Below are 16,399 nucleotides of genomic sequence, written 5' to 3'. Positions count from 1 at the left end.
AAATGAAGCTGTCTTTCCGATAGTACGGGCGTGAGGACGCCATCCCCCTGGAGTACATCCGCCAGATCCCCGGCATGCGCAGCGTCGTGACCGCGGTCTACGACGTGAAGCCCGGCGAGGTGTGGCCCCGGGAGAGCCTGGCCGCCCTGAAGGCGGACTGCGACTCAAACGGCCTTGTGTTCGACGTGGTGGAGTCCATCCCCGTGCACGAGGACATCAAGCTGGGCCGCGGCAACGTGGGCCAGCTGCTGGAGGTCTACTGCGAGAACATCCGCCGCTGCGCGGAGTACGGCGTGAAGTGCGTGACCTACAACTTCATGCCCGTGTTCGACTGGACCCGCACCCAGCTGGATAAGAAAGCCGCTGACGGCTCCACCAGCCTGGTGATGTACTGGGAGCAGATGAAGGGCCTCGACCCCCTGAAGGACGACATCCATCTCCCCGGCTGGGACTCCAGCTACACCCAGCAGGAGGTGCGTGAGCTGATCGCCGCCTACGGTGAGCTGGGCGAAGAGGGCCTGTGGGCCAACCTGGAGCGCTTCCTCAAGAAGGTCATTCCCGTGGCCGAGGAGTGCGGCGTGAAGATGGCCATTCATCCCGACGATCCCCCGTACCCCATCTTTGGCCTGCCCCGCATCATCACCTGTGAGGAAAACCTGGACCGCTTCCTCAAGCTGGTGGGTTCTCCCGGCAACTGCCTGTGCCTGTGCACCGGCAGCCTGGGCTGCGCCGCCAGCAACGACGTGGTGGCCATGGTGCGCAAGTACGCGGCGATGGACCGCATCGCCTTCATGCACATCCGCAACGTGAAGATCATGGAGGACGGCTCCTTCGAGGAGCGTGCCCATCTGTCTTCCTGCGGCAGCCTGGACATCAGCGAGATCGTGCGCGTTCTGGTGGAGAACGGCTTTGACGGCTACGTCCGGCCCGACCACGGCCGCATGATCTGGGGCGAGGAAGGCAAGCCCGGCTACGGCCTGTACGACCGCGCTCTGGGCGCTACCTACATCAACGGACTGTTCGAGGCCTGGGAAAAGGCCCTGAAGGCATAAACGGAGGATACAACAATGGAAAAGAACGTTCTGAATACCGATCTGACCGGCAAGGTCGCTGTTGTCACCGGCGCGGGCGGCGTGCTCTGCTCCGCTTTCGCCAAGGTGCTGGCCCGTGCGGGCGCCAAGGTGGCCCTGCTGGACCTGAACGAGGAAGCCGCCGGCAAGTTTGCCGACGAGATCGCCGCCGAGGGCGGCGTGGCCAAGGCTTATAAGTGCAATGTTCTGGACAAGGACAACTGCTACGCCGTGGCCGACGCGGTGGCCGCTGACCTGGGCCCCTGCGACATCCTCATCAACGGCGCCGGCGGCAACAACCCCCGCGCCACCACCGACAAGGAGTACTTTGAGGTGGGCGACATCGACGGCGACACCAAGAGCTTCTTCGATCTGGAGACCAGCGGCGTGGAGTTCGTGTTCAACCTGAACTTCATCGGCACCCTGCTGCCCACCCAGGCCTTTGCCCGCCAGATGGTGGGCCGCGAGGGATGCAACATCCTGAACATCTCCTCCATGAACGCCTACACCCCGCTGACCAAGATCCCCGCCTACTCCGGCGCCAAGGCCGCGGTGAGCAACTTCACCCAGTGGCTGGCGGTGCACTTCAGCAAGGTGGGCATCCGCGTGAACGCCATCGCCCCCGGCTTCTTCTCCACCCAGCAGAACCAGAAGCTGCTGTTCAACGAGGACGGCACCCCCACCGCCCGCACCGGCAAGATCCTGGCCGCTACCCCCATGGGCCGCTTCGGCGACACCGACAAGGAACTGGCGGGCGCGGTGTTGTTCCTGCTGAACAACGAGGCCGCCAGCTTCATCACCGGCGTTTGCATTCCCATCGACGGCGGCTTCTCCGCCTATTCCGGTGTGTGATCTAAGGAAAGGAGCGATACGTATGAATCCCATTTCCGAGCGCATTTCCAAGATCGGCGTCGTGCCGGTCATCAAACTGAACCACCCCGAGAGTGACGCCGCCCCTCTGGCCGCGGCCCTGTGCGAGGGCGGGCTGCCGGTGGCGGAAGTGACCTTCCGCGCCGCGGGCGCTGCCACCGCCATCCGTCTGATGCACGAGGCCCAGCCCGAGATGCTGGTGGGCGCCGGCACCGTTCTCTCCACCGCCCAGGTGGACGAGGCGCTGGAAGCGGGCGCTCAGTTCATCGTCTGCCCCGGCCTTGACCCGGACATCGTGGTCTACTGCCAGCAGAAGGGCGTGCCGGTCTACCCCGGCTGCACCACCCCCACCGATTATCACACCGCCTACAAGCTGGGCCTGGAAGTGCTGAAGTCCTTCCCGGCGGAGCAGTCCGGCGGCCTTGCCAAGATCAAGTCCATGGCGGCACCCTTCGCCATGTTCAAGATCATGCCCACCGGCGGCATCTCTCTGAAGAACCTGAAGGAATATCTCTCCTGCTCCACCATCTGTGCCTGCGGCGGCTCCTACATGGTCACCGCCGACCTGATCGACAACCAGAAGTGGGACGAGATCATCGACCTGTGCAAGAAGAGCGTGGAGATCGTGAACGAGGTACGGGGCAATGGCTGAGTTCTCTCTGGCTCATGTGGGCATCAACGCCCAAAACGCTGAAGAGGCGCTTCGCACCGCGGAGCTGTTCGGCGCCCTGTTCGGCTTTGAAGTGAAGGCCGGCAACAGCTCGGTGTTCGCGGGCAGCGGCGTGGAGGTCATGAAGGAGCCCTATAAGGGCACCCACGGCCACATCGCCATCGGCACCCCCAACGTGGCCGAAGCCCAGCGGGAACTGGAGGCCAAAGGTTTTGCCTTCGATCCGTCCACTGCCAAGTATCTGGCGGACGGCACCCTGAACGCCATCTATCTGGCCGATGAGATCTGCGGCTTCGCCGTGCATCTTGTGGGCAAAAAATAAAACAGAGCCCCGGCAGGCGTCGCTGTGCCGGGGCCGTGACCGTTGAACAATAAGAAAGGAAAGATACCTATGAAGATCGTTACCTTCGGCGAGCTGATGATCCGGCTGCAGCCTTATAACTACGAGCGGTTCGTCCAGGCGGACCACCTGGAATTCACCTTCGGCGGCGGCGAGGCCAACGTGGCGGTGTCGCTGGCCAACTACGGCGATGACGCCGTGTTCGTGACCAAGCTGCCCGCCCATGCCATCGGCCAGGCGGCGGTGAACAGCCTGCGCCGCTACGGCGTGGACACCACCAAGATCGTCCGCGGGGGCGACCGTGTGGGCATCTACTTCAACGAGAAGGGTGCTTCCCAGCGGCCCAGCGTCTGCATCTACGACCGCGCTCATTCCGCCATCCAGGAGTCCAGCCCCAGCGACTTCGACTGGGACGCCATCTTTGAGGGCGCCGACTGGTTCCACTTCACCGGCATCACCCCGGCGCTGGGCGAGAACCTGGTCACCGCCTGCGAGGAGGCCTGCAAGGCCGCCAAGGCCCGCGGCGTGAAGATCAGCTGCGATCTGAACTACCGCGGCAAGCTGTGGACCCGTGAGCAGGCCCGCGCCGCCATGACCCGTCTGTGCCAGTATGTGGACGTGTGCATCTCCAACGAGGAGGACGCCAAGGACGTGTTCGGCATCGAGGCGGAGGCCACCGACATCGCCGCCGGCGCGCTGAACAAGGAGGGCTACAAGTCCGTGGCCCGTCAGCTGGCGGAGAAGTTCGGCTTCGAGAAGGTGGCCATCACCCTGCGTGAGAGCAAGTCCGCTTTCGACAACGACTGGAGCGCCATGCTCTACGACGTGGCCGCGAACGAGTACTGCTTCTCCAAGGTGTACCACCTGCACATCATCGACCGCATCGGCGGCGGCGACAGCTTCGGCGGCGGCCTGATCCACGCCCTGCTGGGGGGGCCGCACCAGCCAGCAGGCGGTGGAGTTCGCGGTGGCTGCTTCCGCGCTGAAGCACTCCATCGAGGGCGACTACAACTTCGCCACCGTGGCGGAAGTGGAAAAACTGGCCGGCGGCGACGGCTCCGGCCGCGTACAGCGGTAAAAAACGCAAGCGCCGGCTGACCGAATGTCAGCCGGCGCTGCTTTTTTGCAAAGAGGGGGTAAGACGGTATGCAACAAGAGAAGTGCGGCCGCGCCGGGCGGTTCATCACGGTGGGCGAGGTGATGCTGCGGCTCACGCCGCCCGACTATGAGATGATCCGGGTGGCCAACAGCTTTGGGGCGAGCTACGGCGGCAGCGAGGCGAACATTGCCCTGGCGCTGGCCAACCTGGGGGTGGACAGCACCCTGTTCACGGTGGCGCCGGACAACAGCCTGGGAAAAAGCGCCGTGCGGATGCTGCGCAGCAACGACGTCCATTGCAGCCCGGTGATCCTTGCGGGGCCGGACGAGGTGCCCACCCACCGCCTGGGCACCTACTATCTGGAAAACGGCTACGGCATCCGCTCCGGCAAGGTGATCTGCGACAGAAAGCACAGCGCCTTCACGGAATACGATTACAAAAAGGTGGACATCGACCGCCTGCTGGAAGGCTACGACTGGCTGCACCTCAGCGGCATCACGCCGGCGCTGGGCCCGTCCTGTGCCAAGCTGGTGATGGAGTGCCTGAAAACGGGCCGCAAAAAGGGAATGACCATCAGCTTCGACGGCAACTTCCGCAGCACCCTCTGGACCTGGGAGGAGGCCCGGGACTTCTGTACCCGGTGCCTGCCCTATGTGGACGTGCTTTTGGGCATCGAGCCCTATCATCTGTGGAAGGACGAGGCCGACCACTCCAAAGGCGATTGGAAAGACGGCGTGCCCCTGCAGCCTTCCTTTGAGGAACAGGCGCGGGTCTTTGAGGCGTTCGTCGCCCGCTACCCCAACCTGAAATGCATCGCCCGCCATGTGCGCTATGCCCACAGCGGCAGCGAGAACAGCCTCAAAGCCTATATGTGGTTCGGCGGAAAAACCTATGAAAGCCGGCTCATCACCTTCACCATCCTGGACCGGGTGGGCGGCGGAGACGCCTTTGCCAGCGGGCTGATCTACTCCATGATGAACAATTATGCGCCGCAGGAAACGCTGGATTTCGCCGTGGCCAGCAGCGTCCTCAAGCACACCATCCACGGCGACGGCAACATCACCGATGACGCCCAATCCATCCGCTCGGTGATGAACCAAAGCTACGACATCAAACGGTGAGCATCATTCTTTTCCGCGGCAAAGCCGACAGACGCTTTACTTTGCGCTCCGGGCCTGCTATTATATAATGGTGCAAGAAAGGCGGTGAGGCTCCCATGCGTGTTTTGAAAGCGTTTCTCTGGGTGGTGATCGCGGTGTGCCTTGCCAACATCTTCTGGATCGTGGCGGGCCGGCCGCACATGACGGCGCAGGAGGTGCAAACGCTGCGGGAGGAATATACCCGCCCCGCGGCATCCTCCGCGCCCTGCGAAGCGGCGGCGGATGAGCCGGACATCGACTTCGCGGCGCTGCAGCAGCAGTATCCGGATATAAAGGCGTGGCTCACCATTCCGGGCACCGTGGTGGACTACCCGGTGCTGCAAAGCGGCGCGGACGACCCGGAGCACTACCTGCGCCGCAACTATGACCATGAGTGGCGCATGGCGGGCAGCCTGTTCTTTCAGTTCGACTGCACGCCCCAAAGCCGCAATCTGGTCATCTACGGCCACAACATGAACGATGGTTCGATGTTCGGCGTGCTGAAGGAAATGCTGGATGAGGGCTTTCTGCGGGAGCACGCGGCGCTCACCCTGGAAACACCGGAGGGCGTCCGGAATTATAAGATCGTCGCCGCCATGAAGACCGACATCAACCAGATCCCCTTCACCCGGGTCGACTTTGCCGGCGACGAGGACTTTTTGTCCTTTGCCGGCCAGCTTCTGCAAACCAGCGGCTACACGGCAGATCAAGAGGACCGCCTGCTCACCCTCGTCACCTGCGCCTACGATTGGGAAGGCGCCCGCACCGTGGTGGTTGCGGTGGAAACGGAATAATGCAAAAGTTTTCATAGCCTGAATGAAAGGGCGGCGTCTTTTAAAAAGAAAGACGCCGCCCTTTCTGCTGTCTGCATCCCCGCGGAAACCCCTGCGCAGACGCCCTGGACCCGGCGCTGCGGAAATTTTAACATGAAAAAGTGAAATTTTTGTCTGCGTGATGTCTGCGCCGGAGTTCTGTGTTAATATGTATTTATATGAGTGGCAGGGGAGAGAATATGCCCCGGACGCCACAGGCCTGAGTTCGGAAAGGGATGGGACGTTTATGCTGGCATATACCTATGTGGAGCGGGGCAAATTTGAGCTTTTGGAAAAACCGAAGCCCGTCCTTCAAAACGCGCGGGACGCCATCGTCAAGGTGACGCTGGCCAGCATTTGCTCCAGCGACCTGCACATCAAGCACGGCAGTGTGCCCCGGGCGGTGCCCGGCATCACGGTGGGCCACGAGATGGTGGGCGTGGTGGAGCAGGTCGGCTCCGCCGTCACTTCTGTGAAGCCCGGCGACCGGGTGACGGTGAACGTGGAGACCTTCTGCGGCGAGTGCTTTTTCTGCCAAAACGGCTGGGTGAACAACTGCACCGACCCCAATGGCGGCTGGGCGCTGGGCTGCCGCATCGACGGCGGCCAGGCCGAGTATGTCCGGGTGCCCTATGCGGACCAGGGCCTGAATAAGATCCCGGACGAAGTCAGCGACCGCCAGGCCCTGCTGGTGGGCGACGTGCTGGCCACCGGCTATTGGGCCGCGCGCATCTCCGAGATCAAGGCCCAGGACACGGTGCTCATCATCGGTGCGGGGCCCACAGGCCTGTGCACCCTGCAGTGTGTGCTGCTGCACCGGCCCGGGCGGGTCATCGTCTGCGATGTGGACGAGAGCCGTCTGGCCTTTGTCCGCGCCCACTGGCCTGAAGTGCTGACGGCCGCGCCCGAGGGACTGAAGGAATTTGTGCTGGCCCACAGCGACCACGGCGGCGCCGACGCGGTGCCGGAAGTGGCGGGCAGCGAGGAGACCTTCCGCATGGCGTGGGACTGCGCCCGCCCCAACGCGGTGGTCACGGTGGTGGCCCTCTACGACGGGCCGCAGGTGTTGCCGCTGCCGGAGATGTACGGCAAGAACCTCGTGTTCAAGACCGGCGGCGTGGACGGCTGCGACTGCGAAGAGACCCTGCGGCTTATCGCCGCCGGCAAACTGGACACCACGCCGCTGATCACCCACACCTATCCCTTGAAGGACATCGCCGCGGCCTACGACCTGTTCGAACACCGCCGGGACGGGGTCATCAAGGTGGCCGTTTCCATGGACTGAGGCAAAGACGCCGCGGGAGAGAACACTGTCATGAATTTTGACCGCGCCCTTTTGGAGCGTTACCGCACGCTGCTGCAGACCACCGACCTGCAGCCGGCCTATCAGGAGTTCATCCGGATGTTCCGCTGGCTGCGCACAGAGCTGGAACGGCAGCTGCCGGGCTGCCGCTTTCAGGGCGGCATTTGCGAAAACGCCATGGAATATGCCTACTTTTCTTTTTGCCCTCCGGAGCTGAGGGAAAAGAGCCTGAAGCTGGTGGTGGCGTTCGTGCACCGCTCGTTCCGGCTGGAGGTGTGGCTTTCCGGCGTGAACCGGGCGGCCCAGTGCCGCTGGGCCCGGCAGCTGTCGGCCTGCCCGCCGCCCATGGAGACCGCCGCCGATCCGGCCCGCTGTGACTGGCTGGTGCGCCTTCCGGTGGAGACAGATCTGTCCGACGGCCCGGGGGTGGCTGCGGCGGTAAAAGAAGCGGCCGGGCAGCTGCTGCGCATTGCCGGGGCCTGAATACCATGAGCAGAAAAAGCCGGGAGGCTCTGATGTTCAGAGTCTCCCGGCTTTTTGAATCATTTCCAGGCGCCCGCCTGCGCGCGGCGCTTCAGGTCAAGGACCTTTTCCTCAATGCGCTGCATAACAGCGAGAAACGCCTCGTCTCCTTTGCCGGTGGGATCGTCCAGCCCCCAGTCCTCCCGGTGGGTGCAGGGCAGCGTCGGGCACTGGACGTTGCAGCCCATGGTGACGACCACGTCCACCGGGGGCAGGTCGGCGAGGGCCTTGCTGTGCTGGCTTGCCTCCATGTCGATGCCGTGGACCTGCTTCATCAGCCGGACGGCGTCGGGGTTGATGCGGCCGCCGGGTTCGGTGCCGGCGGAAAAGCTTTCAAAAACGTCTCCGGCCAGCTTCCTGCCCAGCGCTTCCGCCATCTGGCTGCGGCAGGAGTTGTGAACGCAGAGAAACGCTACCCGTGGCTTTGGAGCGGCAGCGGTACAAGCTGGGCCCTCGCTCCGGGCCGAGCAAAATCGCAAAGGTCTTTTCAGGTCCAAATCCATTCTCCTCTCTGAGGCTGAGCCGAGATCATCGCACAGCTGTTAGAAAAATTATACCACAGCGGAAGGGGAAAAGCCATGCCGCTGCCCGCGCGGGAAGAGAAGGGCTCAGGATGCGCGAATTTGTTTTTGCCATGGGCCGCCCGACCGCTGCTTTGCAGGTGCAATGAAAGGCGGCACTGATTCGTATTCGTCTTGCGGTCCCATTGAAGCGTGCCGAAAAAAGGAAAAACCTGTGGATGTGCTCGGCGGGAGAAGAGAAAAAGCCTCCTTCGAAGGCTCTTTTTCGAAAAAACGGAAGAGGAAAAGGGCGCCAGAAGCGAAAACGGGGCGCCGGTGCAGAACGAACACCGGCTTTTTAGGGAAATTGTCTATGGCCAAAAACGCAAATCTGGACAACACTGTGTGATAATTGAAACATGGTCAAACAAAAAGTGCCGAAGTATAATTTAGACAAATCCCATCGCTTCTATGGAGGTATTTTATGAAAAAAGTTAAAATTGCAGTGATCGGATGCGGTACGATCGCGAATAATGCCCATATTCCTGCATATCTGAAGAACCCCAATGTGGAGATCACTTATTTTTGTGATATCATCGCGCAGCGGGCGCAGGACGCAGTTGAAAAATACGGCTGCGGCAAGGCTGTGGAAGATTACCGCGAACTGCTGAACAGCGACGAGGTGGACGCGGTGTCCGTTTGTACGCCCAACAACGTCCACGCCGAGATTGCCATGGCGTTCCTGCGCGCCGGCAAGGACGTTCTGTGTGAGAAGCCGGCCGCCCGCACCTACAGCGAGGCGCTGGAGATGCAGAAAGTCCAGCATGAGACCGGCCGCATCCTGACCATCGGCGTGTGCAACCGGTTCAACACGGCGGTGAACCGCATCAAAAAGGCCATCGACGCCGGCGAACTGGGCGAGGTGTACCACGTTTACATCAGCTTCCGCTCTCACCGCAGCATCCCCGGCCTGGGCGGCGCTTTCACCACCAAGGCCATCGCCGGCGGCGGCGCGCTGATCGACTGGGGCGTCCACTTCCTGGACATCGTGATGTACTGCTGCGGCGACCCCGCGCCCAAGACCGTGTCCGGCACCGCCTTCAGCAAGCTGGGCAAGGACATCGAGGGCTACACCTACCTGGATATGTGGGCCGGCCCGCCGGTCAAGGACGGCGTTTACGATGTGGACGACTCCGTCACTGCCCTGATCCGCACCGAGGGCCCGGTCATCACCCTGAACGGCGCCTGGGCGCAGAACATCGGCAAGGATGAGATGTACATCGACTTCATCGGCGACAAGGCGGGCATCCGCCTGCAGTACGGCGGCAACTACACCCTGTACACCACCAAGGACGGTGCGCTGGTGGAGAGCAATCCCCGCTATCCCACCACCAACCACTATGAGAACGAGATCAACGCCTTCGTGGATCAGATCCTGAACGGCGGCCAGAGCCCCGCCAGCATCGACAACGCGGTGATCACCTCCCAGATCATGCAGGCGATCTACGACTCTTCCGACGCGGGCAAAGAGGTCAGCTTCGGCTGAACGACACAACGACGCACCGCTGCCGCCGGCACTGCCGGCGGCAGCCTGTGAGTGAAAAGAGGAACATCATGAAAAAAATCGGTGTGATCGACTATTATCTCGATCAGTATCATTTCGAGAATTATCCCACCTGGATCCGCGAGGCTTCCGGCGGCGAGAGCCAGATCGTGTATGCCTGGGCCAAGATGGACAAGCCGGACGGCAAGACCAACGCGCAGTGCTGCGCGGAGCAGGGCATCGAACTGCTGGACGATGTGAACGAGCTGATCGAAAAAAGCGACTGCCTGATCGTTATGTCGCCGGACAACCCCGAAATGCATGAGGAGCTGTGCGCGCTGCCTCTGGCCAGCGGCAAGCCCACCTATGTGGACAAGACCTTCGCGGTGGACCGTGAGACCGCGCTGCGCATCATCGAGATGGCCAGAAAGGGCAACACCCCCTTCTTCTCCACCTCCGCGCTGCGCTATTCCCGCGAGTACGCCGACGTGAACAAGGAGGGCATCGAGTTCATCAGCAGCCGCGGCCCGGGTATGTTCGGCAACTACGGCATCCATCAGCTGGAGCCGATCATCTGCATGATGGGCGCCGGCGTGGAGAAGATCATGTATACCGGCACCGAGAGCACGCCCGCGTTCATCCTGCGCTACCGCGACGGCCGCTGCGCCACCATGGTGCAGCTGGGCTGGGAGTGCGATTTCAGCGTGGCCATCAACTATAAAGGCGACCACGCCCGGGTCATCCAGGGCGCGTCCGACTTCTATCAGCAGTTCATCAAACAGCTGGTGGCTTTCTTTGAGGACGGCGTGCCCCGCGTTCCCGCGGAGGAGACCCTCCAGGTCATCACGATCCTGGAATACGGCCACAAAGCCATGTCCACTCCCGACCAGTGGGTGAAACTTCCCGAATAAACGAATCAGAGGAAAGCCGATGAAAGCAGAGAAGCTGGGGAAACAGTTTCATTTTGACAATGAGTTCTGGGACGAGCCGCTTTCATGCGGGTGGATCGATCTGTATCAGCTGGGCGAGATCAGCTGCGAACACGGATTTGAGATCGAAGAGCACGAGCAGTTCGTGCACGAGGTTACCTACATCATTTCCGGTTCCGGCGAAGCCAGCGTGGACGGAAAAAAGATCCCCCTGCGTGAGGGCGATGTGCTGATGTGTTCCATGGGCCATCAGCACGCCATCCGTGCGGCAGAGCGGGACATCCTTCGCTTTGCTTACATCGGCTTTCGCTTTAATGAGAGCTCCGATCTGAACGACCTTGCGATCCTGAAGGCCTGCTACGAACTGCCCTACATCCTGGTGAAAGACCGCCACGATGTGATGGACCCGTTCCTGCGCGCCATCAACGAGCTGTATTCCAAAACGCTTCTGTGGTATCAGATGCTGCAGAGCTATTGCGAGCAGATCGTGATCCAGGCCGTTCGCGACTCGAAGGTGATCCGCAAAAGCTGGCCGGAACGCAAGTCGGAAAGCCGGTCTGTGAGCACGGAGGTCTACAAGATCATCCAGTATGTGGGCGAAAATGTGGAGCAGATCACCAGCGTGCGGCAGATCGCCGACACACTGTGTTATAACTACACCTATCTTTCGCACTTTTTTGCCCGGGTCACCGGCATCACGCTTCAAAAGTATATCAGTCAGAAAAAGATCGAACGTGCAAGGCAGCTTTTGAAGTATCAGGAATTCAGTGTCACCGAGATAGCCGAACGGCTGAACTACGAAAGCGTGCAGTCCTTCTCCAAGGCGTTCCGGCGGGTGATGGGCGTTTCGCCCACCGCCTACCTGCAGCGGGAACGGCATCAGATGGAAGCCTACGGGGAGGAAACTGCGCAGAGGAGGGAATCCCAGTGAAACGACTGCTGTCCTTGCTGCTCGCCGTGTCCATTGCGGCCAGCATCGTGATAACGCCCACGTTCGCGGAAACAGACCCTGTGCAGGAACAGCCTGTCACAGCTGCTGCGGAGCCTGCACAGGAAAATGAAGAGGAACCTGCCCCGGAAACGGCCGGCGACGCGCAGCAGACGCCAGCCCCGGCCGAAGAGGCGCCCGCGGAGCCCGCGCCCGAAGCGGAGGCATTGCCCGAAGAAGCACCGGCTGAGTCTGTGCCCGAGGAAACGGTGCAGGCTCTGCCGGATTTTGTGCCGCTGAACGAGCAGGCCGTCACCGTGGAGGCCGAGAGCGGCACGATCGTCAGCGGCGGCGGTGTGTCGACCGGTGACGGCAACTTCACCCCTCTCCCCAGCGGCGGCAGCTGCGTGCGCATCTGGGAGAACAATACGCAGATCGACTACACTGTTTCCATCCCTCAGGATGGTCTGTACCAGGTGAAAGTCTACGGCGGCAGCCGTGCGGGCAATTCCGCCACCGACGTGTTCGAGATGGGTTCCCTTTCGGGCAAGGTGACAGTGCCCGACGGCACCGCGCCCAACTGGCAGGAGCTGGCGGTGACCGACTCCAGCGGCGGCGCCCTGGCGACGTTCGCCCTGACGGCGGGGGCGCACACCTTCAGCCTGAAAGCGGCGACGGCCCACTGGTGCTACTACGACAAGTTTGAATTTATCCGTGTGGGCGACCTCCCCGCCGGACCGGACGCGGCGAACAGCACCGTGGTGGAGGCGGAAAGCGCCGGGACGCTGACCTCCACCGGCGACGGGAATTTCCTCGCCCTCAGCGGTTCGGGCTGTGTCCGGGTGCAGGGCGCGGCGGCGGACCTGACCTATAAAGTCTCCATCCCCTCACACGGCCTTTACAATGTCTGGGTCTACGGCGGCAGCCGGGCAACGGACAGTGCTTCCGACCGGCTGTCGGTGAACGGCGCGGACTACGCGGTGGAGGTGCCCGCGGGCACCGCGCCCAACTGGGCGGCCCTGTGCCTGACCGACGACGAAGGCCAGCCCGCACAGCTCGCGCTTAAGGCGGGCGAGATGAGTGCCGTTCTGCATGTCTCGGCCCACTGGTGCTATTACGACAAGATCGTTTTTGAAAAGGTGGGCGAACTGCCCGCGGCGCCCTTCACGGTGCAGGCGGAGGGCTACGCGAAAATGGAGGGCTCCGGCGCTGAGAAGTCTGACAACTGCGGCGGGCACTTCCCCGACCAGGCTCAGGGCGGTGGCATCCGCATGAACGGCCAGGCGGTGACCCTTACCTATACGGCAAACGCGCCCGCGGCCGGCTGGTATGACCTGGCGGTCTATGTGGGCAGCATCGCCGACGCGGACACCGGCCGCGACAAGGTCACGGTCAACGGCACGGAATACAATGTCGTTGCCCCCGGCGCGACAAAGCCGAATCTGTTCGCGGCGCCGCTCACCGACGGGGCGGGCCACACCGCCGGCCCGGTCTGGCTGGAAAAGGGCGCCAACACCCTGACCCTTACATACGAAAGCGCCGCCTGGTGCTATTATGACCGCTTCGAGTTCACCCCCGCATCCGGCCCGGCTCCCACAGGTGATCCGCTTGCGTTGGAGGCCGAAGCCGGCGCGTTCACTGCCGGCAAGGGCAGCGGCTTCAAGATTTCCACCGGCGACGGCAACTTCAGTGCGGTGAGCGCCGGCAGCTGCGTGCGCATGCTGGGCGGAGCCGCTAAACTGGATTATTCCGTCACACTGCCCGAGGACGGCCTGTACACCGTTACGGTCTACGCGGGCAGCCGCGCGGACAACTCCGGTACTGACACCTTTATGCTGGACGGCGCCGGCTATGAGCTGACGGTTCCGGCGGGCGCAAGCCCCGAATGGGCGGCGGTGCAGCCGGTGGTCGAGGCCGAACTGGAGGCCGGGACTCATACCTTCTCCATTGAATACAAGGGCGCCGCATGGTGCTATTACGATAAGATCGTTTTTGAAAAAGTTGGCGAACTGCCCGATGAGCCCAAGGGCCTGCTGGTGGAGGCCGAGGCCGGCTACGTATTCGCCGGCGCAAGCGTGTGCGGCACCGACACCCAGCTGAACCAGACCGAGGGCAACACCGCACTCCGTATCACCGGCGAAAACGCTCGGGTAGACTATTCGCTGTCGCTGACGGAAGGCGGTTTGTACCGGGTGCACGCCCGGGTGGGCCGCCGCGCTGAAAACAGCGGCACCGGCATGGGTCATGCTGGTGGCCAGCAGGGCGTGTTCGTGATCGAAAAGCAGGACGCCCCCGGCTGGAACTGGGTGACGCTGAGCGACGGACAGGGCGGCGAAAAGCTGCTGGCGCTGGAAGCGGGCGAAGTGACCTTTATGCTCACCAGCGAGGTGAACTGGTGCTATTACGACAAATTTGTCTTTGAAAAGGTGGGCGAAATCCTCACCGTCGAGCAGACCATTGCTCTCATCGAGGCGCTGCCCGCCCCGGAGAATATGACCACCGCGGATCGCGCGGCTTATGAGAACGCCCGCTTCTGGTACGATGCGCTGGAGCCCCAGAACCCCGGTGCGTTCCCCCAGTCGGTGCAGGGAAAACTGCTGCTGTGCGGCGCGCGGCTCGCCGCGCTGGATGCGGGAGCGCCGGCGGACGCCGAGCGCTATCTCTACGAGTTTGAAAACGGAGCGGTCACCGGCACGGCGGCTGTGCTGGGGGCCGAGGGCAACATGAAGTCCTACTCCGGCACGGGCTATGTCTGGCTGGGTGACGGCAGCGTGTCGCTGTCCTTCTATGTGCCGCGCAGCGGCCGGTACGACCTGTACCTGGCCGCCGGTTCCGAGACGGCCGATGATAAGTGCGACAATGTCATTGTCAACGGCGGCGAGAACCTGCTGGTCTATGTGCCGAAAAACAGCGCGGGCCGGTGGGTGGAAAGCGAGCCCGGCCGCGAGCGCTACACGGAAGACGTGCTGGATCCCCAGCCGCCTGCCGCCGGCTTTGAGCTGACCGCCGGCTGGAACACCATCACCGTCAAATCGGGCTGGGGCTATTCCAACCTTGACTATCTCTTCATCCAGCCGGCCGACGGCGAGACGGAAGGCGGATATGCCACCCTCACCGATGTGGTTGCGATGATCGAGGCCCTGCCTCAGCCGGATAAGCTCACCGCAGCGGATGTGGCGGCGGTGCAGAAAGCCTATCAGGGCTATCTGGAACTTACCGACAGCGATAAAGCCAAACTCACGGCGCAGCAGCTGGAAAAACTGCTCCTGTGCAGCGCCCGTGCAAACGCCCTGGCGCGGGACCCCAATGCTCCCGCGAACCGCTGGCAGTACGAATTCGAGGACGGAGCCCCCTCCGCCTCCGGCGCGGCCATCGTGGGCGCGGACGGCAACATGAAAAACTTCAGCGGCCGCGGCTATGCCTACATCTTTGACGGCAGCGTGACCCTGCGCTTTTATGTGCCGCAGGCGGGCACCTACCGGCTGAACATGGTCAGCGGCACCGAGGGCAGCGGCGACAAGTGCGACTATGTCACCGTGAACGGCGGAGAGACGCTTTTGGTCTACACGCCCCGGGATATGAACGGCGGCTGGAACGTGAGCCAGCCCGGCCGTGAGCGCTACCTCAACGGCGGCCTGTCGCCGCAGTATCCGGCCTCCGGCTTCTGGCTGAACAAGGGCTGGAACACCATCGTGGTGAAGGCGAACTGGGGCTACTCCTGCTATGACGCGTTTTACATCGAGCCCTTCTTCGGGTATGACTATGAAGGCTATTTCACCCTGGACGAGGTAGAGGAGATGGCCGCCGAGCTGCCCTGGTACAATGAAGTGGACCTGGGCCGCATGGACACGGTGAAGCGCATCTACAAGGCCTATCTGTCCATGAAAGCGGAAGACCAGTATAAGCTGAGCTACCGCGGGCGGCTGCTGATGTGCAACGCGCGCATCAACGCCCTGATGCGCGACCCCGACGCGCCGGAAGGCAGGCTGTGGTATGAACTGGAGGAGGGCCGCGTGGTGGGCAACACCGCCCGCAGCAACGACGCCATCCCCTACGGAGGCTACAGCGGCAGCGGGTATGTGTACCTGTTCGACAAAGGCGCGGAGCTGGACCTGTTCGTGCCGGAGAGCGGCACCTATAACATCTACCTGGTGGCGGGCACCGCTCCCGAGGGCGACAAGTGCGACTACCTCTGGCTCAACCAGACCTATCAGTATATGGTCGCCACCCATGCCCAGCCCAAGCAGTGGGTCTACAGCCCGGCGGGCGTGGAGTCCTATCTCAACGGCAGGCTCACCCCCGCGATGCCCGAGGGCGGCATCTATCTGGAAGCCGGCTACAACTTCATCGAGCTGGTGGCCAACTGGGGCTACAACGCCTACGACGCGCTGATCATCGAACCCGGCACCGGCAGCAGCGCCGCGGGCGCATCGTCCGAGGCGGTCCTGCAGACCGGCCGCACGGGCCCCGGCTGGCCCGGCGAGAGCACTGCCCGCAGCTGGGAGCCGATGGATCTGGCCCAGCTGAGCGTGCAGGCGGGCGCATCCCAGACGGAAAAGAGACGCAACCTGACGGCGGCGGTGGTCGCGGCCTGTGCCGTGGCGGCAGTGGCCGGTGTGGGCGTGGGCGTCGCTCTGCGCAACAAATCCCGACAGGAGGAGCAGGAAGGCTGAT

The 16,399-nt window shown here is 62.7% G+C and carries 12 protein-coding genes and 2 pseudogenes; 13 read left to right on the top strand and 1 reads right to left on the bottom strand.

Translation table 11 applies throughout. The features are described 5' to 3' along the window. The first annotated feature begins 2 nt into the window (after positions 1 to 2). From uxuA to ACMNAY_RS04265, 9 genes and pseudogenes are all read left to right on the top strand, one after another. Positions 3 to 1,052: pseudogene (gene uxuA, locus ACMNAY_RS04305) on the top strand (mannonate dehydratase). Positions 1,053 to 1,067: 15 nt separating this feature from the next. Continuing rightward, positions 1,068 to 1,922 (top strand): SDR family oxidoreductase, encoded by an 855-nt coding sequence (locus ACMNAY_RS04300; protein WP_418718516.1) that lies wholly within the window; start codon positions 1,068 to 1,070, stop codon positions 1,920 to 1,922. A gap of 22 nt (positions 1,923 to 1,944) precedes the next feature. Beyond that, positions 1,945 to 2,592: a bifunctional 4-hydroxy-2-oxoglutarate aldolase/2-dehydro-3-deoxy-phosphogluconate aldolase gene (eda, locus tag ACMNAY_RS04295; protein WP_418718515.1), complete on the top strand. Its 648-nt coding sequence runs from the start codon at positions 1,945 to 1,947 to the stop codon at positions 2,590 to 2,592. After that, entirely contained in the window at positions 2,585 to 2,932 is a 348-nt protein-coding gene (locus tag ACMNAY_RS04290; protein WP_394966418.1) for a VOC family protein, read from the top strand. The genes eda and ACMNAY_RS04290 overlap by 8 nt, the downstream gene beginning before the upstream one ends. Before the next feature lie 69 nt (positions 2,933 to 3,001). Beyond that, positions 3,002 to 4,028: pseudogene (locus ACMNAY_RS04285) on the top strand (PfkB family carbohydrate kinase). A gap of 68 nt (positions 4,029 to 4,096) precedes the next feature. Beyond that, entirely contained in the window at positions 4,097 to 5,170 is a 1,074-nt protein-coding gene (locus tag ACMNAY_RS04280; RefSeq protein ID WP_418718514.1) for a sugar kinase, read from the top strand. A gap of 95 nt (positions 5,171 to 5,265) precedes the next feature. Further along, positions 5,266 to 5,982: a class B sortase gene (locus tag ACMNAY_RS04275; protein ID WP_418718513.1), complete on the top strand. Its 717-nt coding sequence runs from the start codon at positions 5,266 to 5,268 to the stop codon at positions 5,980 to 5,982. A 265-nt stretch (positions 5,983 to 6,247) separates the two neighbouring features. After that, positions 6,248 to 7,285, top strand: coding sequence for an alcohol dehydrogenase (locus tag ACMNAY_RS04270; protein WP_418718512.1), 1,038 nt, complete (start codon positions 6,248 to 6,250; stop codon positions 7,283 to 7,285). A 30-nt stretch (positions 7,286 to 7,315) separates the two neighbouring features. Further along, complete coding sequence (locus ACMNAY_RS04265; RefSeq protein WP_418718511.1) at positions 7,316 to 7,786, top strand: DUF7000 family protein; 471 nt, start codon at positions 7,316 to 7,318, stop codon at positions 7,784 to 7,786. A gap of 59 nt (positions 7,787 to 7,845) precedes the next feature. Here the strand turns inward: ACMNAY_RS04265 and ACMNAY_RS04260 are convergent, their stop codons facing one another. Further along, entirely contained in the window at positions 7,846 to 8,304 is a 459-nt protein-coding gene (locus ACMNAY_RS04260) for an arsenate reductase ArsC (protein ID WP_418718528.1), read from the bottom strand. Positions 8,305 to 8,809: 505 nt separating this feature from the next. Here ACMNAY_RS04260 and ACMNAY_RS04255 point away from each other — a divergent pair. The 4 genes from ACMNAY_RS04255 (at position 8,810) to ACMNAY_RS04240 (ending at position 16,398) form a co-directional block, all read left to right on the top strand. Next, on the top strand, positions 8,810 to 9,871 hold the full coding sequence (locus tag ACMNAY_RS04255) for a Gfo/Idh/MocA family protein (protein ID WP_394976624.1): 1,062 nt from the start codon (positions 8,810 to 8,812) through the stop codon (positions 9,869 to 9,871). A 68-nt stretch (positions 9,872 to 9,939) separates the two neighbouring features. Beyond that, positions 9,940 to 10,779 (top strand): hypothetical protein, encoded by an 840-nt coding sequence (locus tag ACMNAY_RS04250; RefSeq protein WP_394966432.1) that lies wholly within the window; start codon positions 9,940 to 9,942, stop codon positions 10,777 to 10,779. Positions 10,780 to 10,798: 19 nt separating this feature from the next. Then, positions 10,799 to 11,728: a helix-turn-helix domain-containing protein gene (locus ACMNAY_RS04245; RefSeq protein ID WP_394966434.1), complete on the top strand. Its 930-nt coding sequence runs from the start codon at positions 10,799 to 10,801 to the stop codon at positions 11,726 to 11,728. After that, positions 11,725 to 16,398 carry a hypothetical protein gene (locus tag ACMNAY_RS04240; RefSeq protein WP_418718510.1) on the top strand — a complete coding sequence of 1,558 codons (4,674 nt, stop codon included), beginning with the start codon at positions 11,725 to 11,727 and terminating at the stop codon, positions 16,396 to 16,398. The genes ACMNAY_RS04245 and ACMNAY_RS04240 overlap by 4 nt, the downstream gene beginning before the upstream one ends. Position 16,399 lies beyond the last annotated feature (1 nt).

The sequence above is a fragment of the Candidatus Allofournierella merdipullorum genome, assembly GCF_048426865.1.
In the GTDB taxonomy this organism is placed as follows: Bacteria; Bacillota; Clostridia; order Oscillospirales; family Ruminococcaceae; genus Allofournierella_A; species Allofournierella_A merdipullorum.
Note: the sequence above shows the minus strand (reverse complement) of the source record. Positions and strands in the feature narration are given on the sequence as shown.